General features: G+C 75.0%; 17 protein-coding genes and 2 pseudogenes. 13 read left to right on the top strand and 6 right to left on the bottom strand.

Features of this window, described 5'->3' with window-relative positions:
- From KK617_RS08980 to KK617_RS08990, 3 genes and pseudogenes are all read left to right on the top strand, one after another.
- Positions 1–235: pseudogene (locus tag KK617_RS08980) on the top strand (hypothetical protein); the annotation flags it as partial.
- 121 nt (positions 236–356) lie between these two features.
- Positions 357–4,271, top strand: coding sequence for an ATP-dependent RNA helicase HrpA (hrpA, locus tag KK617_RS08985; protein WP_277499578.1), 3,915 nt, complete (start codon positions 357–359; stop codon positions 4,269–4,271).
- A 55-nt stretch (positions 4,272–4,326) separates the two neighbouring features.
- A complete protein-coding gene (locus tag KK617_RS08990) occupies positions 4,327–4,926 on the top strand; it encodes a hypothetical protein (protein WP_277499580.1) in 600 nt (199 codons plus the stop codon).
- Between the two features lie 24 nt (positions 4,927–4,950).
- Here the strand turns inward: KK617_RS08990 and KK617_RS08995 are convergent, their stop codons facing one another.
- A complete protein-coding gene (locus KK617_RS08995) occupies positions 4,951–5,478 on the bottom strand; it encodes a hypothetical protein (protein ID WP_277499581.1) in 528 nt (175 codons plus the stop codon).
- Positions 5,479–5,629: 151 nt separating this feature from the next.
- Here KK617_RS08995 and KK617_RS09000 point away from each other — a divergent pair, with 151 nt between their 5' ends.
- The 3 genes from KK617_RS09000 to KK617_RS09010 all read left to right on the top strand — a co-directional run bounded on the left by KK617_RS09000 (position 5,630) and on the right by KK617_RS09010 (position 9,477).
- A complete protein-coding gene (locus tag KK617_RS09000) occupies positions 5,630–6,556 on the top strand; it encodes an HAD family hydrolase (RefSeq protein ID WP_277499582.1) in 927 nt (308 codons plus the stop codon).
- A gap of 85 nt (positions 6,557–6,641) precedes the next feature.
- Positions 6,642–7,928: a helix-turn-helix domain-containing protein gene (locus KK617_RS09005; protein ID WP_277499584.1), complete on the top strand. Its 1,287-nt coding sequence runs from the start codon at positions 6,642–6,644 to the stop codon at positions 7,926–7,928.
- Between the two features lie 226 nt (positions 7,929–8,154).
- A complete protein-coding gene (locus KK617_RS09010; RefSeq protein ID WP_277499585.1) occupies positions 8,155–9,477 on the top strand; it encodes an extracellular solute-binding protein in 1,323 nt (440 codons plus the stop codon).
- A gap of 36 nt (positions 9,478–9,513) precedes the next feature.
- Here the strand turns inward: KK617_RS09010 and KK617_RS09015 are convergent, their stop codons facing one another.
- Both KK617_RS09015 and KK617_RS09020 read right to left on the bottom strand, forming a co-directional pair.
- Positions 9,514–10,881: an HRDC domain-containing protein gene (locus tag KK617_RS09015; RefSeq protein WP_277499586.1), complete on the bottom strand. Its 1,368-nt coding sequence runs from the start codon at positions 10,879–10,881 to the stop codon at positions 9,514–9,516.
- Entirely contained in the window at positions 10,878–11,486 is a 609-nt protein-coding gene (locus KK617_RS09020; RefSeq protein WP_277499588.1) for a DUF3000 domain-containing protein, read from the bottom strand. The genes KK617_RS09015 and KK617_RS09020 overlap by 4 nt, the downstream gene beginning before the upstream one ends.
- 70 nt (positions 11,487–11,556) lie before the next feature.
- Between KK617_RS09020 and hemE the strand changes: the two genes are divergently transcribed.
- A complete protein-coding gene (gene hemE, locus KK617_RS09025) occupies positions 11,557–12,609 on the top strand; it encodes a uroporphyrinogen decarboxylase (RefSeq protein ID WP_277499590.1) in 1,053 nt (350 codons plus the stop codon).
- 81 nt (positions 12,610–12,690) lie between these two features.
- On the opposite strand, the gene KK617_RS09030 is transcribed toward hemE, so the two are convergent.
- The 3 genes from KK617_RS09030 to KK617_RS09040 form a co-directional block, all read right to left on the bottom strand.
- The gene (locus KK617_RS09030) at positions 12,691–13,452 is read right to left on the bottom strand and encodes an SDR family oxidoreductase (protein ID WP_277499592.1); all 762 of its coding nucleotides are present in this window, start codon (positions 13,450–13,452) and stop codon (positions 12,691–12,693) included.
- 75 nt (positions 13,453–13,527) lie between these two features.
- Positions 13,528–14,457, bottom strand: coding sequence for an MOSC N-terminal beta barrel domain-containing protein (locus tag KK617_RS09035; RefSeq protein ID WP_277499594.1), 930 nt, complete (start codon positions 14,455–14,457; stop codon positions 13,528–13,530).
- 175 nt (positions 14,458–14,632) lie between these two features.
- A complete protein-coding gene (locus tag KK617_RS09040; RefSeq protein ID WP_277499595.1) occupies positions 14,633–16,111 on the bottom strand; it encodes an HNH endonuclease signature motif containing protein in 1,479 nt (492 codons plus the stop codon).
- 428 nt (positions 16,112–16,539) lie between these two features.
- On the opposite strand from KK617_RS09040, the pseudogene KK617_RS09045 reads away from it, so the two are divergent.
- The 6 genes and pseudogenes from KK617_RS09045 to rodA all read left to right on the top strand — a co-directional run bounded on the left by KK617_RS09045 (position 16,540) and on the right by rodA (position 24,741).
- Positions 16,540–18,263: pseudogene (locus KK617_RS09045) on the top strand (ATP-binding cassette domain-containing protein).
- 557 nt (positions 18,264–18,820) lie between these two features.
- Positions 18,821–19,852, top strand: a complete 1,032-nt coding sequence (locus tag KK617_RS09050) for a rod shape-determining protein (RefSeq protein ID WP_277499597.1) — start codon at positions 18,821–18,823, stop codon at positions 19,850–19,852.
- The gene (gene mreC / locus KK617_RS09055; RefSeq protein ID WP_277499599.1) at positions 19,852–20,862 is read left to right on the top strand and encodes a rod shape-determining protein MreC; all 1,011 of its coding nucleotides are present in this window, start codon (positions 19,852–19,854) and stop codon (positions 20,860–20,862) included. The genes KK617_RS09050 and mreC overlap by 1 nt, the downstream gene beginning before the upstream one ends.
- On the top strand, positions 20,859–21,371 hold the full coding sequence (gene mreD / locus KK617_RS09060) for a rod shape-determining protein MreD (protein WP_277499601.1): 513 nt from the start codon (positions 20,859–20,861) through the stop codon (positions 21,369–21,371). Before mreC ends, mreD begins: the two co-directional genes overlap by 4 nt.
- A complete protein-coding gene (mrdA, locus tag KK617_RS09065; protein WP_277499604.1) occupies positions 21,368–23,500 on the top strand; it encodes a penicillin-binding protein 2 in 2,133 nt (710 codons plus the stop codon). The genes mreD and mrdA overlap by 4 nt, the downstream gene beginning before the upstream one ends.
- A complete protein-coding gene (gene rodA / locus KK617_RS09070; RefSeq protein WP_277499605.1) occupies positions 23,497–24,741 on the top strand; it encodes a rod shape-determining protein RodA in 1,245 nt (414 codons plus the stop codon). The genes mrdA and rodA overlap by 4 nt, the downstream gene beginning before the upstream one ends.
- Positions 24,742–24,745: the final 4 nt, after the last annotated feature.

Genomic DNA, 24,745 nt, shown 5'->3' on the forward strand with positions numbered 1-24,745 from the left:
GCGCCAGCGCGCGATGGCGCTGCGGGCGACGGCCGCCGTGGCCCTGGCGAGCGTGGTCCTCGGCGCCGGGGGCGCCGTGGCGCTCGGGGCGGTGAGCGACGGCGCGGACGAGGCCGGCCAGGGCGGACCGGGGGGTCGGGGCGGCCAGTTCGCGCCCGGTGGCCAGGTGCCGCCCGGTGGGCAGGTGCCGCCAGGTGGGCAGGTGCCGCCGGGGGCTCAGGCACCCGGCAGCTGACCCGGTTCGTGGTGGCAGCGCCGCGGAAAGCCTGGCGCTGCCACCACGAACGGGACCCGGGCGCAGGACAGGAGGGAACCCGTTCGCGCCGCTGGGGTCCGTCGGGGAGAATGGGCGGGCTGTGCGCATCGACTACCCACCCCAGCTGCCGGTCTCGGCGCGCCGCGAGGACATCGCGGCCGCGATCCGCGACCACCAGGTCGTCATCGTCGCCGGCGAGACGGGCTCGGGGAAGACGACCCAGCTGCCGAAGATCTGCCTCGAGCTGGGGCGCGGGCAGGCGAGCGAGCACGTCGGTCGCGACGGACGCACCCGCCGTCGCGGCGGCCTGATCGGCCACACCCAGCCCCGCCGGATCGCGGCGCGCGCGGTGGCCGAGCGCATCGCGGAGGAGACGGGCACCGAGCTGGGCGACCTCGTCGGCTACCAGGTGCGCTTCACCGACAAGACCTCCCGCAGCAGCCGCGTGAAGCTGATGACGGACGGCATCCTGCTGGCGGAGCTGCAGCGCGACCGCGACCTGCGCCGCTACGACACGATCATCATCGACGAGGCCCACGAGCGGAGCCTCAACATCGACTTCCTGCTCGGCTACCTCCGCCGCCTGCTGCCGCGGCGCCCCGACCTGAAGCTCATCATCACCTCGGCGACGATCGACCCCGAGCGCTTCGCGGCCCACTTCGCCGACCGCTCGGGCAAGCCGGCCCCGATCATCGAGGTGTCGGGGCGCACCTTCCCCGTCGAGGTCCGCTACCGCCCGCTCATGGAGACGCCGGAGGACGACGAGGACGGCGAGGTCATCGTCCGCGACCAGACCGAGGCGGTCGTCGACGCGGTGAAGGAGCTGTCCGCGGAGGGCCCCGGCGACGTGCTGGTCTTCCTGCCGGGCGAGCGGGAGATCCGCGACACCGCGGAGGCGCTGGGCGACCTGGCGAAGGTGCAGGGCCCCCGCGGGGTCGACGTGCTGCCGCTCTACTCCCGGTTGTCGTCGGCGGAGCAGCACCGCGTGTTCTCGCCGAGCGGGTCGCGGCGCCGTGTCGTGCTCGCCACCAACGTCGCCGAGACGTCGCTGACGGTGCCGGGCATCCGGTACGTCGTGGACTCCGGCGTCGCGCGCATCTCGCGCTACTCGGCGCGCACCAAGGTGCAGCGCCTCCCCATCGAGCCGATCAGCCAGGCGAGCGCGGCCCAGCGCTCCGGGCGCTGCGGGCGCGTGGCCGAGGGCATCGCGATCCGCCTCTACTCCGAGGAGGACTTCGAGTCCCGCCCGGAGTTCACCGACCCGGAGATCCTCCGCACCAACCTGGCCAGCGTCATCCTCCAGATGACCAGCCTCGGGCTCGGCGACATCGCGCGCTTCCCCTTCGTCGAGCCGCCGGACCGCCGCAACGTCACGGCCGGCACGCAGCTGCTCGAGGAGCTCGGGGCGCTGGCGGGCGTCGTACCCGACGAGGGCGCGGAGCGCCCCCGCGGCGAGGCGCCGCGGCACCGGCTCACCGACGTGGGCCGCCGCCTGGCCCGCCTGCCGATCGACCCGCGGCTGGCGCGCATGATCATCGAGGCCGAGCGCCTCGGCTGCGTGCGCGAGGTCGTCGTCATCGCCGCCGCGCTCAGCCTGCAGGACCCCCGCGAGCGCCCCGCCGAGCAGCAGGCGCAGGCCGACCAGGCGCACGCCCGGTTCAAGCACGAGTCGGGCGACTTCCTCACTTGGCTGAACCTGTGGCGCCACCTGAAGCGCCAGCAGCGCGACCTGTCCGGCAGCGCGTTCCGCCGGATGTGCAAGGCGGAGTTCCTCAACTACCTGCGGGTGCGGGAGTGGCAGGACTTCGAGTCGCAGCTGCGGCAGGTCTGCAAGGAGATGGGCGTCGAGATCGGCACGCCCGCCGAGGAGCCCGACGCCGACGGCATCCACCAGGCGCTGCTGTCGGGGCTGCTCTCGCAGATCGGCCTGCTCGAGGAGCGCGAGGACGGCACCCGCGCCAAGGAGCGGCAGAAGGGCCGTCGTCCGGGCCCGCGGGAGTACCTCGGTGCGCGCGGCACCCGCTTCGCGATCTTCCCCGGCAGCGTCCTCAAGGGCCGCAACCCACCGTTCGTCATGGCCGCCGAGCTCGTCGAGACCGGCCGGCTCTGGGCGCGGCAGGCCGCGGCCATCGACCCCGCGTGGGCCGAGCGGGCGGGCGCCCACCTGGTCAAGCGCACCTACTCCGAGCCGAGCTGGTCGAAGAAGCGCGGCAGCGCCGTGGCGAACGAGCGCGTGACGCTGTACGGCGTGCCGCTCGTCGTCGACCGCACGGTCCAGCTGGGCCGCGTCGACGCGCCGCTGGCGCGCGAGCTGTTCCTGCGCCACGCCCTCGTGCTCGGCGAGTGGGGCGCCGCGGAGACCGGGCGCCACCGGTTCCTCGTGGAGAACCAGCGCCTGCTCGCGGAGGCCGAGGAGCTGGAGCACCGGGCGCGGCGCCGCGACATCGTGGTCGACGAGGAGACCCTGCTGGAGTTCTACGACGCCCGCGTGCCCGCGAGCGTCGTCAGCGCGGCCCACTTCGACCAGTGGTGGAAGCGGGAGCGGCAGAAGCGCCCCGACCTCCTCGTCTTCGACCCGTCGATGCTCACCCACTCCTCGGCCGAGGAGATCCGGGCGCACGACTACCCCGAGCAGTGGAGCGCGACGGGCGCGGGCGGCGGGCACCTGACGTTCCCCATCAGCTACCACTTCGAGCCCGGCGCGGCCGACGACGGCCTGACGATCGACGTGCCCCTGGCCTCGCTCAACCAGCTGGAGCCCGGCGACTTCTCGTGGAACGTGCCCGGGCTCCGCGAGGAGCTGGTGACCGCGCTCATCCGCTCGCTGCCGAAGAACCTGCGCACCGCGCTCGTGCCCGCGCCCGACCACGCCCGCCGCTTCCTCGCCGAGACGCCGCCGGGGGAGGAGCCGCTGCTCGACGCGCTCGAGCGCTACGCCCGTTCGACGACCGGCGCGATCATCCCGCGCGAGGCGTGGGACTGGTCGAAGGTCGCCCCGCACCTGCGGCCCACCTTCCGCGTCGTCGACGAGACCGGTGGCGAGGTGTCGCGCGGCAAGGACCTCGCGGGTCTCGCCGAGCCCCTGCGCCCCTCGCTGGAGCAGGCCATCGCCGACGTCGCCGCCGACGCCGGCCAGACCGTCACCGGGGCCACCGCCTGGGTGTTCGGCGCCATCGAGCCGTCCTTCACCCAGCAGCGCGCGGGCCACGAGGTGCGCGGCTTCCCGACGCTGGACGACGAGGGCGCGTCGGTGGCGCTGCGGGTCGTCGGCTCGAAGGACGAGCAGGAGGCCCGCCACCGCCTCGGCGTGCGGCGCCTGCTGCTCCTGGCGCTGGAGGAGGCCGAGCCCGGGCTGCTCAAGCGGGTCGCCGACGGGCTGTCGACGACCGACAAGCTGGGGCTCGTGGGCTCGCCGTACCCCTCGACCGCGGAGCTGCTGGAGGACTGCCGCGCCGCCGTGGTCGGGGAGGCCGTCGACGCGCGGCCCGCGGTGCGGGACCAGGCGGCGTACGACGCGCTGCTCGCCGCCGTGCGCACCGACCTCGAGCCGCGGGTGCGCGGCGTCGTCGCCGACGTCGGCCGGGCCCTCGCCGCCCACCGCGCCGTCGACAAGCGGCTCACCGGCCGCGCCGACATGCACCTGCTGACCTCGCTGACGGACCTGAAGGCCCAGCTCGCCCGGCTCGTCGGTCCGGGCTTCGTGGGCGAGGCGGGGCCGGCGCAGCTGCGTCGCTACCCGACGTACCTGCGGGCCATGGAGGAGCGCCACGAGCGCCTCGTCACCGGTGGCACGACGGCGCTGTCGCGCGACCGGCAGCTGATGGCGCAGATCGGCGACCTGCAGGCCGCGTGGGCGCACCAGGTGGCGGCGCTGCCCGCGGGCCGCCCGCCCGGCAAGGCGTTGCGCACCGTGCGGTGGCTGCTGGAGGAGTACCGGGTGTCGCTGTGGGCGCAGCAGCTCGGCACGGCGGTGCCCGTCAGCGACGCCCGCATCCGCAAGGCGCTCGCGGGCTGAGCGTGCGTCCGCGGGTGCGCCCGGCGCGCTCCCGCGCCCGTCCTAGGCTGGGGCGATGACCGAGCAGCCGCGCCCGCACCACCGCCCGACCCGGCCCGGCTCCGCGTTCTTCGAGGCGCGGAACGGGGGCCCGGACCCCGCCGAGCTGACCGCGGCCGCCGACCGTGCCGCCCACCTGCTGGTGCGCGGCGCCGCCGCCACCGACGACAGCACGCTGGCCGACCGGGTCGTGCGGCTCGCCGACACCGAGGGCCTCGAGACCCTCGCCGAGCTGTGGTCCGGCGCCGGCGCGGACACCCTGTCGGGGTGCCTGTGGCGCCTCTACGCGCTGCGCTCGTGGGTGTACGCCGACCCCGTCGGCGCCGCGCGCCAGTTCGACGCCGGGCGCCTGCGCGCCCCCCTGGCCCGCGTCGTGGCGGGCGTCTCCGAGCCCCCGGGTCCGGACGAGCTGCGCCGGATGATCGACGAGGTGCTGCGCGGCATCGCGGAGCGCGAGTTCGCCGACGTGCTGCTGCGCGCCGCGGCCTTCGCCCGCGTCGTGGCCGTCGGCCGCGCCGCGCTCGAGGTGGCCGAGGACGAGACCGAGCGCGTGCTCGCCCTCTCCGAGCAGCTCGAGCACGCCGGGCACCTCGAGCTCGCCGGCACCCTCGCGTGACCACCGCCTGAGCGCCACCGCGCACTACAGCGGCGTCAGCTCCGTGATGGTCCAGGTCGACCCGTCGCGCTCGGCGACGACGGCGAGCTGGGCCGCGGAGACGGTGCTCTCCTCGTCGGTGGCCCGCGTGCTCGTCTGGTCGAGGAACACCAGCGCCCGGGCGGTGTCGCCCGTCAGCTCGCGCACCGCGACCGACTGCACCCGCGCCGAGAGCACCAGCTCCTGGTCCCCGGCGCGCTCGGCGAGACCGGCGTACAGGGTGTCGAACTCCTCGCGGGCGGCGCCCGTGAGCAGCGCGTCGGCCGCGGCGGTCGTCGCATCGGGCGCGGCGTGGTCGTAGCTGAGCACCTTGCCCAGCCCCTGCGTCAGCGCCGCCTGCACCTCGGCGGTGGTGGCGGCGTCGACGAGCGCGGTGTTCTCGGCCGACGGGGTGGAGCGCACCTCGTCGGCCTGGACGAGGCCGACGACGCCGACCGCGGCGAGCGCGGCCGAGGCGACCCACGGGGCACCGCGGCGCAGGAGGGGGAGGACGGCGGGGAGGGCGGCGCTCACAGCGTCACCGCCACCTGCTGCAGGTCCTCCAGCAGCCACACGTCGTCGACGAGCCGGAGGTCGGCGGCGAACCGGTTGCGCTTCACCGTGGGCTCGGCCGTCGGGTCGTCGAGCTCGGCGACGGACCACGGCCCTGGTCGCCGCTGCCGCCGTGCTGCTGCTCGCCGCGGTGCTCCTCGTGCTGCTCGCCGAGACGATCGCGCTGGCGCCGCTGCGCGCGGACGGCGTGGTGCTGCCCCGCGGGGGCGCGCTGCTCGCCGTCGCCCGCCGCGTCGATGCCCTGGTCGCGGACGTCAGCGGCTTCGTGACGGACGGCGAGCTGCAGGTGGTGGCGGTCGAGCCCGTGGAGCCCGACCACGACCGCAACCTGCGGTGGTTCGCCGGGGCGCTGCAGCACCAGGGGGAGGGTCCCGTCGCCCGGGCCATCGCCCGCCTGTCGAGCAGCGGGCGGGTGACCGACGTGCGCCGCGTGCCCGGCGCCGGCATCGAGGGCGCGGTCGACCGCCACCCCGTGCGCGTCGGCGACCCCCGGTGGATCGGGGTGACCGCGCCGCCGGTCGCGACGGGCGGGCACACGGTGGCCGTCGAGGTCGACGGCCGCACCCTCGGCTGCATCACCGTCGCCGAGCGCGTGCGCCCCGAGGCGGCGGGCGCCCTGGTGCGCCTGGCCGACGCGGGCCTGACGACCCGCCTCGTCAGCGCGGCGGGCGACCTCGAGGCGAAGCGGATCGCCTCCGAGACGTCGGGCGAGGTGACCCCGGCCGACGACGCCGACGGCTGGCGCGCGGTCGTGACGGACCTGCGGGCCACCGGGCGCACCGTCGCCTGCGTCGCCGGGCCGGGCACCTGGGGCGCGGCGCCCGGCGAGGCCGCGCTGTGGCTGAGCACGGGTGAGGGGGCGCGCCCGCCCACCGCGGGCGGGCCCGTCGTACGTCTGCCCGACCTGGCCGTGCAGCGCGTCGAGCGGTTCCTGGCCGCGCTGCGGGCGCTGCCCGGGCGGGTGCGGGCGCTGCGGGTCGCGGGCCTCGCGCTCGCGGTGGTGGGGCTGCTGCTGGCGGGAGCCGGCGTGCTGGTGTGAACGGCCCGGTCGCACCGGGCGGGAGATCGGTGCGACGGGTCGGCGAGCAGGACACGGGAGGAGAGAGGCACATGGGGGAGCAGGCATGGGAAGCGTGACGTTGCCGATCAAGGGGGACGACGCCGCGGCGCTGGCGCGGCTGGCCACGGCTGCGCGGGCGGTCGCGGCGGACCTCGCGGCGGAGATCGCCGACGAGATCCAGGACAAGGTCGCCAGCTACGCCGGGCCGCCCGACGGGCGCCGGCACCGGCTCATCGAGGACGCCGTCGTGGCGGCGATCGAGCACCCGCTGGCCGTGACCGAGGGCCGGCCGTTCCCGAACGCGCGGGTCGACGACATGTTCCGCCAGATGGGCCAGGGGGAGGCGCTCGAGGAGGGCGACCTCGACGCGACGCAGGCCGCGTTCCGCATCGCGACCCAGGACGCCTGGCGCCACCTGCGCTCGCTGGCCCGCACCCACGGCCTCTCCGCGCACGCCCTCGGCGTGCTGGGCGACCGCATGTTCGCCTACCTCGACCACCTCGTGGAGCAGACCCGCATCGGGTACGACGTCGCCCGCCGCCGCCTCGAGGCCGACCGGGGCCGCGCCCGGCGCCGGCTCTTCGACGCGCTGCTGCGGGGCACCGAGGGCGAGGGCCTGCGGACGCTCGCGACCGCGGCCCAGTGGCGGGTGCCGGAGCGCGTCGTCGTCGCCGGGCTGCAGCACGGCGACCGGGAGGCGGGCGAGGAGGCGGCGACCCACCTGCGCCAGGAGGTGCGGGGGCTGCTCGCGGGCTCACGCCTGCTCGACCGCGTGCTCGTGCGCCCCGACGCCTCGGGCCTGCTGCTGCTCGTGCCGGCCGCGGAGGTCGACGAGGTGCTCGAGGTGCTCGACCCCGTCGTCACGGGCGGCGGCAACCGGCTCGGCGTCGGCTGGGCGGTGGGCCCCGGCGAGCTGCGCGACGCGCTGCGGTGGGTGCGCACGACGCTGGCCCTCGCCGCCAGCGGCGTGGTGCCCGACGGTGCGGTGCTGCGCTGCGCCGAGCACCGCACCCAGCTGTGGCTGCACGCCGAGCCGCTGCTGCGCCAGGGCATGGTGCAGGACCTGCTGTCGCCGCTGCTGGCCGAGACGCCGAACTCGCGAGAGATCCTGTCGGAGACGCTGCTCGCCTGGCTGGAGTCGCGCGACAGCGCGCCGGCCATCGCCGCCCGGCTCGGCGTGCACGCCCAGACGGTGCGCTACCGCTGGAAGCGCATCAACGAGCTGTTCGGCGAGGCGCTGCACGACCCCGAGTTCGTCGTCGCCCTCACGCTGGTGCTGAAGGCCAGCGTCCCGCTGTGGAAGGCGGGGGACCAGCGCGACTTCGAGCGGTTCCACCGCCTGACCGGCTGACCCTCGTGCGGGCGCCGGGTGCGTCGTACGATCGACGTCGGTGCACCGGGCCGTGGCAGCCCCGGGTCCCAATGGAAGCCGCTTCGAGCGGCCACGCGCCGTGAGGCGCTCCCGGTCCGGTGCACCGCCACCTCCCCGCCGTACCCGAAGGTGACCGGCCGGTATCGTTGACCGGGGGCCTCGGGAACGGGGCAGGAGAGGAGTTCTGCCCGTGCAGCGTCGCCGGATGGCTCGATGGACCAGCGCCGTCTCGCTGGCGTTGGTCGCGACCGCGCTGAGCGCCTGCAACGACGACGGCGGCGGCACGGAGCCGCAGCCGCCGGTCGACGAGACGCCCGCCGCCCTCGGCCTCGGCCTCTACGGGCTGCCCGCCCCGGTCGCCGCCGGGCTGACGAGCGCCGTCGAGACCGTCAACGCCGACACCGAGACCCGCCAGGTCACCGTGACCGGCGACGGCTCGGCCAGCCTGCGCGAGGCCGTCGCCGCGGGCGAGCCGCTGCCCGACCTCTTCTTCGCCTCGAGCGAGGACCTGGCGTGGCTCGACGACGCCGACCTGCTCGAGCCGGTCGACTCCTACCTCCAGGCGCGCGAGCTCGACTTCGGCGACGGCTTCTCCTTCGACGGCGTCCGCGCCTTCACGGTCAACGACCGGCTGCTCTGCATGCCGTACGCCATCGACCCGCTGGTCGTCTACTACAACCCCGCGCTCGTCGACTTCGAGGCGATGGCCGCGCAGGGCCTCGACACGCCCAACGGGGTCCGCTGGACGCTGGAGGAGTTCGAGGCGGCCGCCGCGTTCGCCAGCGACCCGGTGGCCGGCACGAAGGGCGTGCACGTCGCGCCCACCCTCGACCAGCTGTCCCCGTTCGTGCTGTCGGGCGGCGGGCAGGTCTTCGAGGACGCGCCCGAGCCGACCAGCCTCGCGCTGTCGCAGGAGGGCACCGTCGAGGCGCTCGTGCCGATCCTGTCGGTGCTGCGCCAGGCCGCCGTCACCCTGACGCCGGAGGAGCTGGCGCAGGCCGACCCGCTCGAGTGGTTCACCGGCGGCCGGCTCGGGATGATGATCGGCCCCCGCTCCCTGGTGCCGCAGCTGCGTGCCGTCGAGGGCCTGCAGTTCGAGGTGATGATGACGCCGGAGGTCGGCGAGCGCGCCACGGTCGGCACGGCCGACGGCATCTGCGTCTCGGCCGGCTCGGAGAACGTCGAGGCCGCGGCCGACACGATCGTCGACCTGGTCTCCGCCGACGCGATGACCCCGGTCGCCGAGACGGGCTACTTCGTGCCGTCGAACGTCGAGGTCGCCGAGTCCGACGCCTACCTGCAGCCCGAGGCGATGCCGCTCAACTCCTCGGTCTTCTTCGACGCGCTGCGCTACACGACGTTCCTGCCGCCGGTGCCCGACCGCGCCGCGCTCGACGCCGCGGTGGAGCCCTACCTGGAGGACCTGCTCAACCTCGCGATCCTCAACCCCGACACGATCGAGGCCATCACGGGCCAGATCGACGAGGAGTCGCAGCTCGTGCTGGGCGGCACCCCCGCGGAGGAGTGACCGGCACCGGTCGCTCCGATCGCTCCGGCGGCCGGCTCAGTCGTCGGCGGCCGCGGCCGCCTCGTCGGGCGAGGTGACCGGGGGCTCGACGTCGCCGTCGAGCACGGCGTCGGTCAGCACGGGGGCGGTGAGCTCGACCTGCCAGGGGCGCGCGCCGTACGACGCGAGCTGCTCGCCGACCGCGACCAGCAGGTCCGCGCGTACCCGGGTGGCCGGCGGCGTCCAGACGAGCCGGCGCAGGTAGTCGGGGGTCAGCAGGTTCTCCACCGGCAGGTGCAGCTCCTCGGCGAGCGCGACCGTGCGCTCGCGCGCGAGCACGAGGCGGCGGGCCGCGACCGGGTCCTTGTCGGCCCACGCCCGCGGGGGCGGGGGACCGTCGCCGCGAGGCACGCGCGCCGGCAGCTCCGACTCCGGCATGGCCAGCACGGCCTCGACGGCGGCGACCCAGCGGGCGGCGTACCGGTCGGCGCCGCGGCCCTTGAAGCCCGGGGTCGCGAGCAGCGCCGCGCGGGTCGTCGGCATGGCCTCGGCGGCGGCGATGATCGCGGCGTCGGGCAGCACGCGGCCCGGGGTGACGTCCCGGGTGCGGGCGATCTCGTCGCGGGTCGTCCACAGCTCGCGCACGGCGCCGAGGGCGCGGCGCCCGCGCAGCCGGTGGCTGCCCGACACCCGGCGCCACGGCTCGGCGCGCACGGCCGGGGTGAAGTCGAGGAGGTGCTCGAACTCCTGGCGCGCCCACTCGGTCTTGCCCGTCTCGGCCAGCTCGGTGACCAGGAGGGCGCGCAGCTCGAGGAGCACCTCGACGTCGAGGGCGGCGTACTCCAGCCACGGGCGCGGCAGCGGCCGCTTCGACCAGTCGACGGCCGAGTGCTCCTTGCGCATGCGCCGGCCCAGCAGCGTCTCCACCAGGCTCGCGAGCCCGACCCTCGGGTGGCCGAGGAGGCGCCCGGCGAGCTCGGTGTCGAAGAGCGACGTGGGGCGCAGCCCGACCTCGGCGAGGCACGCCAGGTCCTGCGTGGCGGCGTGGAGGATCCACTCCGCGTCGCCGATCGCCTCCTGCACGGGGGCGAGCGAGTCGAACGCGATGGGGTCGACGAGCGCGCTGCCGGCGCCCTCGCGGCGCAGCTGGATGAGGTAGGCGCGCGAGGAGTAGCGGTAGCCCGACGCGCGCTCCGCGTCGATCGCGACCGGGCCGGTCGCGGCGGCCAGCGCCTCGCAGTACGCCGCGAGCGCCGCCGGCGTGTCGATGACGTCGGTCAGCGGCTCGCGCAGCTCGAGCAGCGGCGCCGGGGGCGCCTCCTCCTCCGCGGGGGCCTGCTCGGGGGCCTCCGCGGGGGCCTGCTCGGGGGCGGGGGCGTCCGTCGTACCGGGGGTCGTGTTCTTGGCGGCGGACTCCTCGCTCACGACCTGCCCCGCTGGCCGCGCCGGCTCGGCATGACGGCGACGCCGTCGGGCACGGGCGGCAGCCCGCCGGCGGTGCACATCAGCTCGGCCCACGCCTCGACGTGGCTGTCCAGGTCGAGGCCGGACGGGGTCCAGGAGGCACGCACCTCGATCTGCGCGGTCGTCTCCTCGCCGGCCATCTGGCCGAAGCTCTGGGTGGTGACGCACGTGACGGTGCCGGCCGCGGCGGCGTACCCCGCACCGTGCGCCGCGAGCGCCTCCTCGAGCCACGACCAGCCGACCTCGGCGAGCAGCGGGTCGGTGGCGAGCTCGCCGTCGATGTCGGCGCGCACGTAGGTCACGCAGCGGAACGTGCCGTCCCACGCGTCGTTGCCGGCCGGGTCGTGCAGCAGGATGATGCGGCCGGTCGCGACCTCGTCCTCGTCGACCTCGACGTCACCGGTCAGTGCGACCGCGTACGGCGCGATCCGCTGCGGGGCGCCCATCTCCTCGAGGTGCACCTCGGGGCGCACCCGTGCGCTGCGCAGCGCCGCGACCGCCTCGGTGAAGGCGCGCGGCGCCGGACCCGATGCGGAGCCGGGACGCGCGTCGTGTCCTGCCACCATGGGGCTCACGGTAAGCCTCCCGCCCGAGGTCGCCCGTGCGCCACGCCGCCTGACCTGCGAGGATCGTGGGGTGTCCCGCACCCCCGCTCCCGACCTCCGCCTCGCCGACTCCGCCTTCCTCAAGGCGGCCCGTGGGGAGCCGGTGCCGCACACCCCGGTCTGGTACATGCGGCAGGCGGGGCGCTCGCTGCCGGAGTACCTGAAGGTGCGCGAGGGCGTCGGCATGCTCGAGTCGTGCATGGACGCGGCGCTGACCACGGAGATCACGCTGCAGCCCGTGCGCCGGTACGGCGTCGACGCGGCCGTCTTCTTCTCCGACATCGTGCTGCCGCTCAAGGCCGTCGGCGTCGACCTCGACATCAAGCCCGGCATCGGCCCTGTCGTCGCGGAGCCCGTGCGCACCCTGGCGGACGTCGAGGCCATCCCCGACCTGACCCCGGAGCACGTCCCCTTCATCACCGAGGCCGTGCAGGCGCTGGTGCGCGAGCTCGGCGGCACCCCGCTCCTCGGCTTCGCGGGCGCGCCGTTCACCGTGGCGTCGTACCTCGTCGAGGGCGGGCCCTCGAAGGAGCACGCGCGCACCAAGGCCATGATGTTCGGCGCCCCCGACGTGTGGGACGCGCTCATGCGCAAGATCGCCGGCATCGCCGCGGCGTTCCTCGAGGTGCAGGTGCGCGCCGGCGCCTCCGCCGTGCAGCTCTTCGACTCGTGGGCGGGCGCGCTGACGCCGGCCGACTACGTCGAGCACGTGCAGCGCCACTCCGCCCGCGTCCTGGCCCAGATCGGCGAGCTCGGCGTGCCGCGCATCCACTTCGGCGTCGGCACCAGCAATCTGCTCGGCCACCTGGGCGACGCGGGCGCCGACATCGTCGGCGTCGACTGGCGCACCCCGCTGGCCGACGCCATCGAGCGGGTCGGCGACCGCGGCGTGCAGGGCAACCTCGACCCCACGCTCGTCTTCGCCCCCACCGAGGTGATGACCGCCCGTGCCGCCGAGGTCATCGAGGCCGGCCGCGCCGCCAAGGGCCACGTGTTCAACCTCGGCCACGGCGTCATCCCGTCGACCGACCCCGACCAGCTGAAGCGGCTGACCGAGTTCGTGCAGTCGTACCCGCTGGGCTGAGCGCCCTCGGTGGTTGAGGTGCTCGCGCCAGCCGTCGGTGGTTGAGGTGGGTGCGCCAGCGAGCCTCGAAACCCCGCCCGCTCAGACGCCGCCGTTGAGCGTCAGGCCGCCGTCGAGCACGAGGGTCTGGCCCGTGGTCCAGGCGGCGTCGTCGGACAGCAGGTACGCCACCGCGCCCGCGATGTCGGCGGGCTCGCCGAGCCGCTTGAGGGGGTACGCCGCGGCGACCTCCTCCTCGCGGTCGGTGTAGAGCGCCTCGGCGAAGCGGGTCTTCACGACGGCGGGGGCGACGGCGTTGACGCGCACCTTCGGGCCGAGCTCGACGGCCAGCTCCTCGGTGAGGTGGATGAGCAGGGCCTTCGAGGCGCCGTAGAACGCGATGCCCGGCGCGGGCCGCAGCCCGGCGACGGAGGCGACGTTGACGATGGCGCCGCCGTGCTCCTTCATCCAGGCGCCGACGGCGCGCTGGGTCCAGGCGAGGGTGCCGATCGCGTTGACCTCGAGGATCTTGCGGGCGGCGTCGAGGTCGAGGTCCATCAGCGGGCCGTAGGCCGGGTTGATGCCCGTGTTGTTGACCAGCAGGTCGAGGCTCCCGAACGTGTCGAGCGCCGTCGCGACCACGTCGGCCTGGTGGTCGGCGTCGTCCCCGCGACCGGCGACGCCGATGGCCTTCTCGGGGCCGCCGAGCTCGGCGACCGCGGCCTGCAGCGCGTCGTCCTTGCGCGCGGTGATGACGACGCGCGCGCCCTCGTCGACGAGGCGCTGGGCGATGGCGAGACCGATGCCGCGGCTGGCGCCGGTGACGATCGCGGTCTTGCCGGAGAGGCCGGGGGATGCGGGCATGGAAGGTCCTCCAGGGGTGCGGCGGTGGGGAGCCGGGCGTCGTCGTGACGCCGCTCACGCCGGTTCTACCAGAGGTCAGGACACCCGGGCAGGGGCGGCCCGCAACGGTCCGCGGCCCGAAGTCACGGCGTCCAGCACCTTGACAGGGTCGCCGACCCGCACCACCGGGTACGCCGCGGCGTCGCCCGCCGCGGGGTCCGCGCCGGTCGGCTCGACGTCCGGCACGAGGTTCACCCCGAACCACACGCCGGTGTCGAAGCGCCGTACCCGCGCGAGCGTCCGCAGCGGCTCCTTGCCCCGGGTGCCGGTGGCGGCGTCGACGGTGGTGATGGCGCAGCGGGCGCAGCCCTTGACGGCGCGGAGGACGACGTCGCCGACCTGGATCCGCCGCCAGTCGTCCTCCGCCCACGGCTCGTCGCCGTCGACGACGAGGTTGGGACGGAAGCGCTCCATCGGCACGGGCGGCTCCTCGGAGCCCGTCTCCACCATCGCCGCGTGCAGCGCGGCCAGCGACGCCTCGGTCGTCACGAGCAGCGGGTAGCCGTCCGCGAACGACACGCGGTCCCCCGGCCGGCTGAACCCCGGGTTCGTCGGGCGCCGCGTCGGGTCGTCGAGGTGGAGCAGCCGCACCGGCCGCCCGACGTACGCGCTCGCCCACGCGTCCGCCGCCGCCCCGGCGGCCGCCGCGGTGATCGAGGACGACCACAGCGTCAGCGGCGCCTGCTCGGCGCCGTCCGGCTCCGGTACGACGAGGGGTTCCGGCCCGCCCGCCGCCTCCGGCGCCGCGAGGCGCAGGGCGCCGTCGAGGAGCGTCGGCTCGAGGAGGACGAGGCTCGGGTCGCGGCGCGCGGACAGGAACGTGCCCGCCGTCGGGCCCTCGCCCTCGACGAGCATCCAGCGACGGTCGCCCGCCAGCCCCCACGGCTCGACCGCGCACGCGTCGAGCGCCTCGCCGCGCATCGACTTGGCGGGGAAGCGGTGGATCGAGGTGAGGGTGAGCGCCACCGCCGCAGGCTAGTTGGTCCGCGGCGGCGAGGTGTCGTTCTGAGGGGTGCGGGCGCACGATCCGGCTGGTCGCGGTGGCCGCGCTGGTACGACGGTGGTTGAGGTGGCCGCGCCAGCGGCCCTCGAAACCACGCCCGGGCATGCCGGTGGCCCCGACACGGGGTGGCGGGGTCGGCTAGTCGAGCGGGGTGGTGCCGGTGGGGTCGACGGCGTACTGGAGCCCGTGGGGGCTGGTCCAGAGGTAGGTGCCGAGGGGGTCGCGGTCGTACCGCCATCGTCGGGCGGGTGGGTCGCCGCCCGGCGGACTGGAGCCGGTCGGCGATGCGTGGGTCTTGAGCCGGTGGTGGCCGCGGCAGAGCGGGGCGAGGTTGGCGGTCGAGCTCTGACCCGCGCCCGGTGCCGCGTTCGAGCGGTACGGCTCGATGTGGTCGAGGTCGAGCCCGCGTGCCGGTCGTCCGCAGTAGGGGAAGGCGCAGGTGGGGCGGTCGAGTCGGACGCGTTCGGCGATGCGGTCGGGGATCTCGTAGGCGTCGACGGCGACGTGCTCGGCGAGGTCGATGACGGGCTTCACGACGATCTTCGTGCCAGGCGTGCGGCACCAGTCGCGGACCTGGTCGGCGGTGACGAGGCTGCGGGTGTTCTCGAGGCGGGCGAGGGCGATACCTGTACGGCCGGTGGCCGGGTCGATGCCGGGCCCGCCGCTGCGGTGTGCGGTGATGGCGGCGTCGGAGAGGTGGACGTAGAGCACGACCTGACGCGCCGGCGCCCGGGTCGAGGTGACTGCGGGCTCGCCGCCGGCCGGGTCAGCCCCGTAGAGGTCGAGCGCCGTCTGTCGTCGGGCGAGCTCTCCGACTGCCATGGACCGCCTGACGTCGAGGTCGGCCTCGCACCCGGCGGCGGCGAGGTCGGCGGCCACCCGCTGCACGGCGTTGTTCAGCTCGAGCGCGTCGGCCAGGTCGAGAGTGCCGTGGACGGGCACGACACCGGTCCAGGGTGATGCTGCGTCGACGGCGGTGGTCTCGATCGTGAAGTAGCGGCCGGCGTCGGCGTCGACCCGGTCGAGCTCGGCGTTCTCGGGATCGAACCGGGCGATCGCTTCCGCGACGAGTCGTTCGACGGTCGGCATGGTCGCGCGGTGGGCGACGGGGGCGAGGTTGCGGTCGACGAAGTCCGCCGCTTCGGCCGTGAGCGTGCGGGTCAGGGCGGCGATCTTCCGGGCCCGCCACACCGGCAGTGCGCGCTTCTGCGTCGCCGGGTCGGCTCCGGCCAGCACCCGGGCGTACAGCCGAGGCAGCCGGTGGCGCAGTTCGATCGCGTCGCCCACCAGCGGCCGACCGGAGGCCACCGATCGGCCGAGGGCCGCGGAGATCTCGTAGAGGCAGAACTCCGAGACCAGGGGTGCGCCCGGTCCACCGAGCTCGAGGAACCGGTCACCGCCGGGAACGGCGGACGGGTCTTCGTGCCACAGACCGAGCGGACCGATGGGGTCGCCCACCACGCCGTCCGTGTGGGCGTCGGCCCAGTCCGCCACCGCGACGAACGTCGCGACCTCAGCCGACATTTGTGCCGCAGCGGCCTCGTGGGCGGTGGCGAGCAGCGCGGTCGTGTCGATGGCCGGCGGGGCCTCGACGACTGCGGTGCTCGGCTGGTTCATAGCGACAACGCTAGGCGTGGGCACCGACATTCTTGGCTTCGAGAACGGGGGCTGGGGAAAGAAGTTCGGTAGTTTTTTCGCTCGCCCGAGCGCCCGACCGCCGATGTTGCCCGGCGTGGTTTCGAGGGCCGCTGGCGCGGCCACCTCAACCACCGGAGCGAACCCGCCGGCCCCTCAACCACCGGAGCGAACCCGCCGGCCCCTCAACCGCCGGAGCGAACCCGTCGGCCACCTCGACCACCGGGCCGCTGGCGCGGCCACCTCAACCACCGGGCCGCTGGCGCGGCCACCTCGACCGCCGGGCCGCTGGCGCCCCCACCTGCGCCGGTGCGTCGGCGTGCCCCCCACCTCCACCGGTGCGCCGACACCACCACCGCCCCGACAACTCGGATGACGGCGAGCGCCGCCGTACCGGAGGATGGCTGCTCGTGGGTCACGTCGACGTCCAGGGAGTCCGCTACGAGCTGCCCGACGGGAGGGTGCTGCTCGCGGACGTGTCGTTCGCGTCGGCGACGGGCACAAGGTGGCGCTGGTCGGCGCGAACGGCGCGGGCAAGACGACGCTGCTGAAGATCGTCACCGGCGACCTGGCGCCGCACGAGGGCGCGGTGAACCGCTCGGGCGGGCTGGGCGTCATGCGGCAGTTCGTCGGGCAGGGCGTCGTGCGGCCCACCGACGGCGTCGAGGTCGAGGCCCCGACGGTCGCGGACCTGCTCGCCTCGGTCGCGCCGCTGCGCGTCCAGCAGGCGCTCGCCCGCGTCGACACCCTCGAGCTGGCGCTGATGGAGACCGACGACGAGCCGACGCAGATGAAGTACGCCGAGGCGCTGGCCGAGCTCGCCGACGCGGGCGGCTACGACATCGAGGTCGTCTGGGACTCGTGCACCACCGCGGCGCTCGGCGTGCCATGGGAGCGGGCGCGCCACCGGGTGCTGCGCACCCTGTCGGGCGGGGAGCAGAAGCGGCTGGTGCTGGAGTACCTGCTGCGCGGCCCCGACGAGGTGCTCCTGCTCGACGAGCCGGACAACTACCTCGACGTGCCCGGCAAGATCTGGCTGGAGCAGCGCATCGCGGAGTCGCCCAAGACGATCCTCTTCGTCAGCCACGACCGCGAGCTGCTGGCCAACGCGGCCACGCGGGTCGTCACGGTCGAGCTCGGCAGCGCCGGCGCCGGCAACTCGGTGTGGACGCACCCGGGCGACTTCGCGTCGTACCACGCCGCGCGCAGCGACCGCTTCGCCCGCTTCGAGGAGCAGCGGCGCCGCTGGGACGAGGAGCACGCCAAGATCAAGGCGCTGGTGCACCGGCTGCGCACGAAGTCGGAGTTCAACGACGGCATGGCGGGCGCCTACAAGGCGGCGCAGACGCGGCTGCGCAAGTTCGAGGAGGCCGGCCCGCCCGCGGCGCAGCCCCGCGAGCAGCAGGTGACGATGCGGCTGCGCGGCGGCCGCACCGGCAAGCGCGCCGTGGTCTGCGAGCAGCTCGGGCTGACCGGGCTGATGGAGCCCTTCGACCTCGAGGTCTGGTACGGCGAGCGCGTCGCCGTCCTCGGCGCGAACGGCTCGGGCAAGTCCCACTTCCTGCGCCTCCTCGCGGCGGGCGGCACCGACCCCGAGCCGGACCAGCGGCCGGTGGGGGACGTCGTACCCGAACCCGTCCCGCACACCGGGCGTGCCCGGCTCGGGGCGCGGGTGCGGCCGGGGTGGTTCGTGCAGACCCACGAGCACCCCGAGCTCGTCGGGCGCACGCTGACCGAGATCCTCCACCGCGGCGACGGCTCGGCCCACGGCCGCGCCGGCATGGGGCGGGAGCAGGCGGCGCGGGTGCTGGACCGCTACGAGCTGGCGGCCAGCGCCGACCAGGTGTTCGAGCAGCTCTCGGGCGGGCAGCAGGCGCGGTTCCAGGTGCTGCTGCTCGAGCTGTCGGGCGCGACGCTCCTGCTGCTCGACGAGCCGACCGACAACCTCGACGTCGCCTCCGCCGAGGCGCTGGAGGAGGGCCTGGCGGCGTTCGAGGGCACGGTGCTCGCCGTCACTCACGACCGCTGGTTCGCGCGCGGGTTCGACCGCTTCCTGTCGTACGGCGCCGACGGCCACGTGCGCGAGACCCCCGAGCCCGTCTGGGACGAGGGGCGCGTCGTGCGGGCGCGGTGAGGCGGGTGGACGAGGCGCGAATCCGGCGTACCCGCGTGTAACGCGGTGTCCGAGCTACTGGACACGCGGTGGACCACCGCAGCAGACACTCAGCACCGCAGGAGACATCAGCACCGCGGGAGACGTGGGCCCCCGGGCCGGTACGGCGGTGCTCGCCGCCGCAGGCCCGTGCGCGGCGGGCCGCCGCAGGACCGGGGCGTAATTTCGAGGGGCGCTGGCGCGGCCACCTCAACCACCGGGCCGGCCGCTGGCGCGCCCACCTCGACCACCGGGGTGGCGCGCCGTGGTTTCGAGGGCCGCTGGCGCGGCCACCTCAACCACCGGGCTGGCCGCTGGCGCGGCCACCTCAACCACCGAACGGGAACCAGCGCGCCCACCTCGACCACCGGGGATCACCGACCCACCGGGCCACCACCGCCCCACCCCCGGCGTGCCTCCCCACGGCGGGACCTCCGCGCTCCTACTCTCGTCGCTCGGGTGCGGCTGCTCGTCGTACCCCCACTTCCCCGAGGTTCCCGGCGCTCGCCGGGGTCCACAACAGAGCGAAGGCACCCGCGATGATGAGAGGCGTCATCGGCCGCGACATGGCGGTCGACCTCGGCACGGCCAACACGCTGGTCTACGTGCGCGGCAAGGGCGTGCTGCTGGACGAGCCGTCCGTGGTCGCGCTCAACACCCAGACGCAGGAGATCCTGGCGGTCGGGCACGAGGCCAAGCGCATGATCGGCCGCGCCCCCGACACGATCACCCCCGTCCGCCCGCTGAAGGACGGCGTCATCGCCGACTTCGAGGCGTGCGAGCAGATGCTGCGCTACTTCATCCAGCGGGTGCACAAGCGCCGCTACCTGGCGAAGCCCCGCCTCGTCGTCTGCGTGCCGAGCGGCATCACCGCGGTGGAGCAGCGCGCGGTGAAGGAGGCCGGCTACCAGGCGGGCGCCCGCCGGGTCTACATCGTCGAGGAGCCGATGGCCGCCGCGATCGGCGCCGGGCTGCCCGTGCACGAGGCGACGGGCAACATGGTCGTCGACGTCGGGGGCGGTACGACGGAGGTCGCCGTCATCTCGCTGGGCGGCATCGTCACCTCGCTGAGCATCCGCACGGCGGGCGACGACCTCGACCAGGCGGTCATCGCGTGGATGAAGAAGGAGCACTCGCTCCTCATGGGCGAGCGCACCGCGGAGGAGATCAAGCAGACGGTCGGCTCGGCGTTCCCGTCGTCGACGGGCGAGCCGGAGGTCGAGGTGCGCGGCCGCGACCTCGTCTCGGGCCTGCCGCGCACGGTCACGGTCGGCGCGAGCGAGATCCGCAAGGCGCTCGAGGAGCCGGTCCAGGCCATCGTCGACGCCGTCCGCACCACGCTCGACCAGACGCCGCCCGAGCTGGCCGGCGACATCATGGACCGCGGCATCGTCCTCACCGGCGGCGGCGCCCTGCTGCGCGGTCTCGACGACCGCATCCGCCACGAGACGGGCATGCCGGTGCACCTGGCCGACGACCCGCTGACCTCCGTCGCGCTCGGCGCGGGCCGCTGCGTGGAGGAGTTCGAGGCGCTGCAGGCGGTGCTGGTCTCCGACCGGCGGAGGTACTGATGGCGCTGCGTACCCCCCTCCCGCCCTCGCTCGGCGACCTGGGCAACCGGCCGTCGGGCCGCCGTACCCGCCCGCACTGGGACCGCCGCCGCTGGCCGCTGGCCGTCTCGTGGGGCCCCGGTGACGCGGCCGAGCGCCGCCCGCCGCGCCTGCTCGTGGTGGCGCTGGTCGTGGCCGGCCTGTCGCTGATGACGCTCGACCAGGTCGGCGGCGACGACTCGCCGGTCGACCCGGTCCGCAGCGTCGTCGGCGAGGTCGTCGGCCCGCTCGAGGTCGCCGCCGGCACGGTGGTGCGCCCGCTGGCCGCCATCCCCGACTTCTTCACCACCCGCGGCTCGCTGCGCGACGACGTCGCCGCGCTCGAGGCCGAGAACGCCGCGCTGCGCGACGAGCTGGCGACCTCCGACCTCGACCGCTCCCGCCTCGAGCAGTACGACGGACTGGTCGCCGCCGCGCGCGACCAGCAGGGCAGCATCGTGCCCGCCCGCGTCGTCGCCCACGGCGCCGCCCAGACCTTCACCCGCACCGTCACGATCGACGCCGGCCTCACCTCCGGCGTGCGCCCCGACATGACGGTCGTCGCGGCGGAGGGCCTGGTCGGCCGCGTCATCGCCGCGACCTCGACGACGGCGACGGTGCTGCTCATCGTCGACTCCGACTCCACCGTCGGCGCCCGCGTCGGGCGCTCGTCGGAGGTCGGGTTCCTCTCGGGCAACGGCAGCCTGACCGACCCCACGCGCCTCGACCTCGAGCTCGTCGACGCCTCCGCGGTGCCGGCCGAGGGCGACGTCGTGCTCACCTGGGGCAGCGCCGAGGGCCAGGGCCCCTACCGGGCGGGCGTGCCGATCGGCACCGTCACCCAGCTGTTCTCCACCCCGCGCGACACCACGCAGCGGGCGATCATCGACCCGTTCGTCGACCTCAGCCGTCTCGACGTCGTCGGCGTGTACGTGCCCGAGGGCACGGCCAGCGACCGCGCCGTCATCGGCCCGGACGGGGAGGTCCGATGACCGCGCTCCGCACCGGCGTCACCGCGCTCGCGGTGCTGCTCGCCATCGTGCTCCAGGCCGCCCTGCTGCCCCACGTGGGCTGGCGCGGCGTCGTGCCCAACCTCTGCCTGCTCGTCGTCGTGGCCGGTGCGCTCACCCGCGGCGCGCACTTCGGCGTCGTGCTCGGCTTCTGCGCGGGCCTCGCGCTCGACCTGGCGCCGCCGGCCGACCACCTCGCCGGCCGCTGGGCGCTCGCGCTCATGGCGGTCGGCCTCGTCGCGGGCCTCGTGCGCCGTGACGAGCGCCCCACCATCCCCGTCGTGCTCGTGACGGCCGCCGTCGCGTCGTTCGTCGGCGCCTCCGTCTTCGGGCTGCTGGGCGTCGTCACGGGCGACCCGGGCGTCGCGGTCACCGACGTGCTGCTCGCCGTCGTCGCGGGCGTCGCCGGCGACCTCATCGTCGCGCCGCTCGTGCTGCTGCCGCTGATGGTGCTGCTGACCCGGTTCGAGCCGCAGCGGAGGCTCGCGTGAGCGGCTCCACCACCGAGGCGCCCGGCGCCCGGCGCAGCCGCCTGCGCCTGATCGTGGTGCAGGCGCTCGTGCTCTCCCTCTTCGGCACCCTGCTGGTGCGCCTGTGGTTCCTGCAGGTCGCCGACGGCGAGGCCTACCAGGCGAAGGCGGCGTCGCAGTCGGTGCGCGACATCGTCGTGCAGCCCGCGCGCGGTCTCATCGTCGACGCCCAGGGCCGCCCGCTCGTCGCGAACCGCACCGCCTGGACCGTCGGCGTCGACCGCACCGTGCTCGGCGGCATGGACGACGCCACGGCCGACGACCTGCTCGGCCGGCTCTCGACCACGCTCGGCGTCGACCGCGCCGCCATCGACGCGGCGCTGCTCGACTGCGGCGACCCGGGCTCGGTGGAGGGGGAGTGCTGGAACGGCTCGCCCTACCAGCCGGTGCCCGTCGCCGTCGACGTCGACAGCGAGGTCGCGCTCGCGATCGACGAGCAGCCGGAGGACTACCCGGCCGTCGTCGTGGACCGCGAGACCCTGCGCGACTACCCCTCGCCGTACGGCGTCAACGCCGCCCACCTGCTCGGCTACCTGAGCCCCGTCACCGAGAGCGAGCTCGACGCGGCCGAGACCGCGGGCGACCGCTCCGTCAACGGCGCCTCGGTGGTCGGGCGCGCCGGCATCGAGCAGGAGTACGACGCGTGGCTGCGCGGCATGCCGGGCTACCGCCGCGTCGCGGTCGACTCGATGGGCCGCGTGCTCGGCGACGACTCCGAGATCGAGGCGACGCCCGGCGACACCCTCGTCACCTCCATCGACGCGCAGGTGCAGGCGGTGGTGGAGCAGCAGCTGGCCTCGACCATCGAGACCGCCCGCGCGACCGTCGACACCGTCACGGGCAAGCGCTACGTGGCGGACGCCGGCGCGGCCGTCGTGCTCGAGGCGCGCACCGGGCGCGTGGTCGCGATGGCGAGCCAGCCGACGTACGACCCCGGCGTGTGGGTCGGCGGCATCTCGCAGAGCGACCTCGACCACCTGTACTCGGAGGAGGCCGGCACCCCGCTGCTGAGCCGGGCCACGCAGGGGCAGTTCGCGCCGGGCTCGACGTGGAAGCCGTTCATGACGGCCGGGGCGCTGACCAACGGCTACGACACCGACACGCGGCTCAACTGCTCGTCGAGCTTCCGGGTCGGCAACCGCGACTTCAAGAACTACGAGTCGGGCGCCTACGGCAGCATCGGCTTCGACGAGGCCCTCGAGGTCTCGTGCAACACGTTCTTCTACCGCATCGGCTACGACTACTGGCAGCGCTACGGCTCCGACGTGAGCGACGTGGACGCCCCGGACCCGCTCGTCGCGGAGGCCAAGGAGTACGGCTTCGGCACCGCCACCGGCGTCGACCTGCCGGGCGAGGCGTCGGGCCGCATCGCCGACCGCGCGTGGAAGCAGGAGTACTACGCGGCGCAGAAGGACTACTACTGCGCGCTCGGCGAGGAGGAGGGCGACGACTTCCAGCACCGCTTCGCCCGCGAGTTCTGCGTCGAGGGCTTCGCCTACCGCGCCGGCGACGCCGTGAACTTCTCCATCGGCCAGGGCGACACGATCGTCACCCCGCTGCAGCTGGCCCGTGCGTACGGCGCCCTCGCGAACGGCGGCACCCTCTACGAGCCGCGCGTCGCGAAGGCGGTCGTGGACCCCGAGGGGCAGCTGGTGCGCGAGATCGCCCCGGTCGTCGGCGGCACCGTCGACGTGCCGAGCGAGGTCGTCGACTACATCGACCAGGCGCTGCTGGGCGTGACCGAGACCGGCACGATGTCGTGGCGGATGACGGGCTTCCCGCTCGAGCAGGTGGCCGTGCGCTCCAAGACGGGCTCGGCCGAGGTCTACGGCAAGCAGTCGACGTCGTGGGTCGCGTCCTACACCGACGACTACGTCGTGATCATGATGGTCAGCCAGGGCGGCACCGGCTCGGGCACGTCCGGCCCCGCGGTGCGCGCGATCTGGGAGTCGCTGTACGGCGTGCAGGGCGAGGCCGTGGACCCCGCGACCACCGCCATCCCGGGCGTCGTCGCCACCGGCGCGCTGCCGACCTTCACCGAGGACGGCTCGATCCTCCCGCCCGCCCGCGACCCGCAGGAGACGTCGTGACGGTCATCCCGATGCGGCCCCGCGCCGCCACGCCGCGGCCCACCGCGGGCGCGCTGCGCGAGCGCACCCGCGTGCCCGGCCTCGACTGGGTGCTGATGGCCGCGGTCGCCCTGCTGCTCGTGCTCGGCACGCTGCTCGTCTGGTCGGCCACCGCGACCCGCGAGGCGCTCGTCGGCGACGACACGACGGCGTACCTGCGCCGCCAGCTCGTCAACGTCGCCATCGGCGTCGTGATGATGGTCGTCGTCGTGGCCACCGACCACCGCTGGCTGCGCATCCTCACCCCGCTGGTCTACGTGGTGTCGGTGATCGGGCTCGTGCTCGTGCTGGTCATGGGATCGACGATCAACGGCTCGCGCTCGTGGATCCAGCTGGGCGGCATGTCGATCCAGCCCGCGGAGTTCGCGAAGCTCTCGGTGGTGATCGGCATGGCCCTGCTCGTCGCCGAGCGCACGCAGGGCACGTGGCGCCGCTCCATCGGCACGAAGGAGGTCGTGGGCCTGCTCGCGATCGCCGCCGTGCCGGCCGTGCTCATCCTCGGCCAGCCCGACCTCGGCACGATGCTGGTGCTGACCGCGACCGTGCTCGGCGTGCTCGCAATCGCCGGCGCTCCGCGGGCGTGGATCGTCGGCCTGCTCGTCGCGGGCGTCGCCGCGGCCACCGTCGCGGTGGCGGCCGGGGTGCTGAAGGCCTACCAGGTCGACCGCTTCATGGCGTTCACGAACCCCGACCTCGACCCGCGCGGCGCCGGCTACAACGTCGAGCAGGCGCGCATCGCGATCGGCAACGGCGGCCTCTTCGGCCAGGGCCTCTTCGACGGCTCGCAGACCCGCTCGGGCTTCGTGCCCGAGCAGCAGACGGACTTCATCTTCACCGTCGCGGGGGAGGAGCTCGGCCTCGTCGGCGCCGGCGTCATCGTGCTGCTGCTCTGCCTCGTCGTGTGGCGCGCGCTGCGCATCGCGGCCGGTTCCCACGACGCGTTCGGCCGCGTCGCCGCCGGCGGCATCGCGTGCTGGCTGGGGTTCCAGGCGTTCCAGAACGTCGGGATGTGCCTCGGCATCATGCCCGTCACCGGCGTGCCGCTGCCCTTCGTGTCGTACGGCGGCAGCTCGGTCTTCGCGGTCATGCTCGCCGTCGGCGTGCTGCAGAGCATCCACCTGCGCAACGGCCTGCGCGGCGAGGACGGCGCCGTCGCGCGCTACGCCACCGCGCCGCGGCTGGCACCCGCCGGGCGCCGCTGACGGC

Origin of the sequence: Nocardioides sp. ChNu-99, from assembly GCF_029493445.1 — a bacterium.
Taxonomy (GTDB): Bacteria; Actinomycetota; Actinomycetes; order Propionibacteriales; family Nocardioidaceae; genus Nocardioides.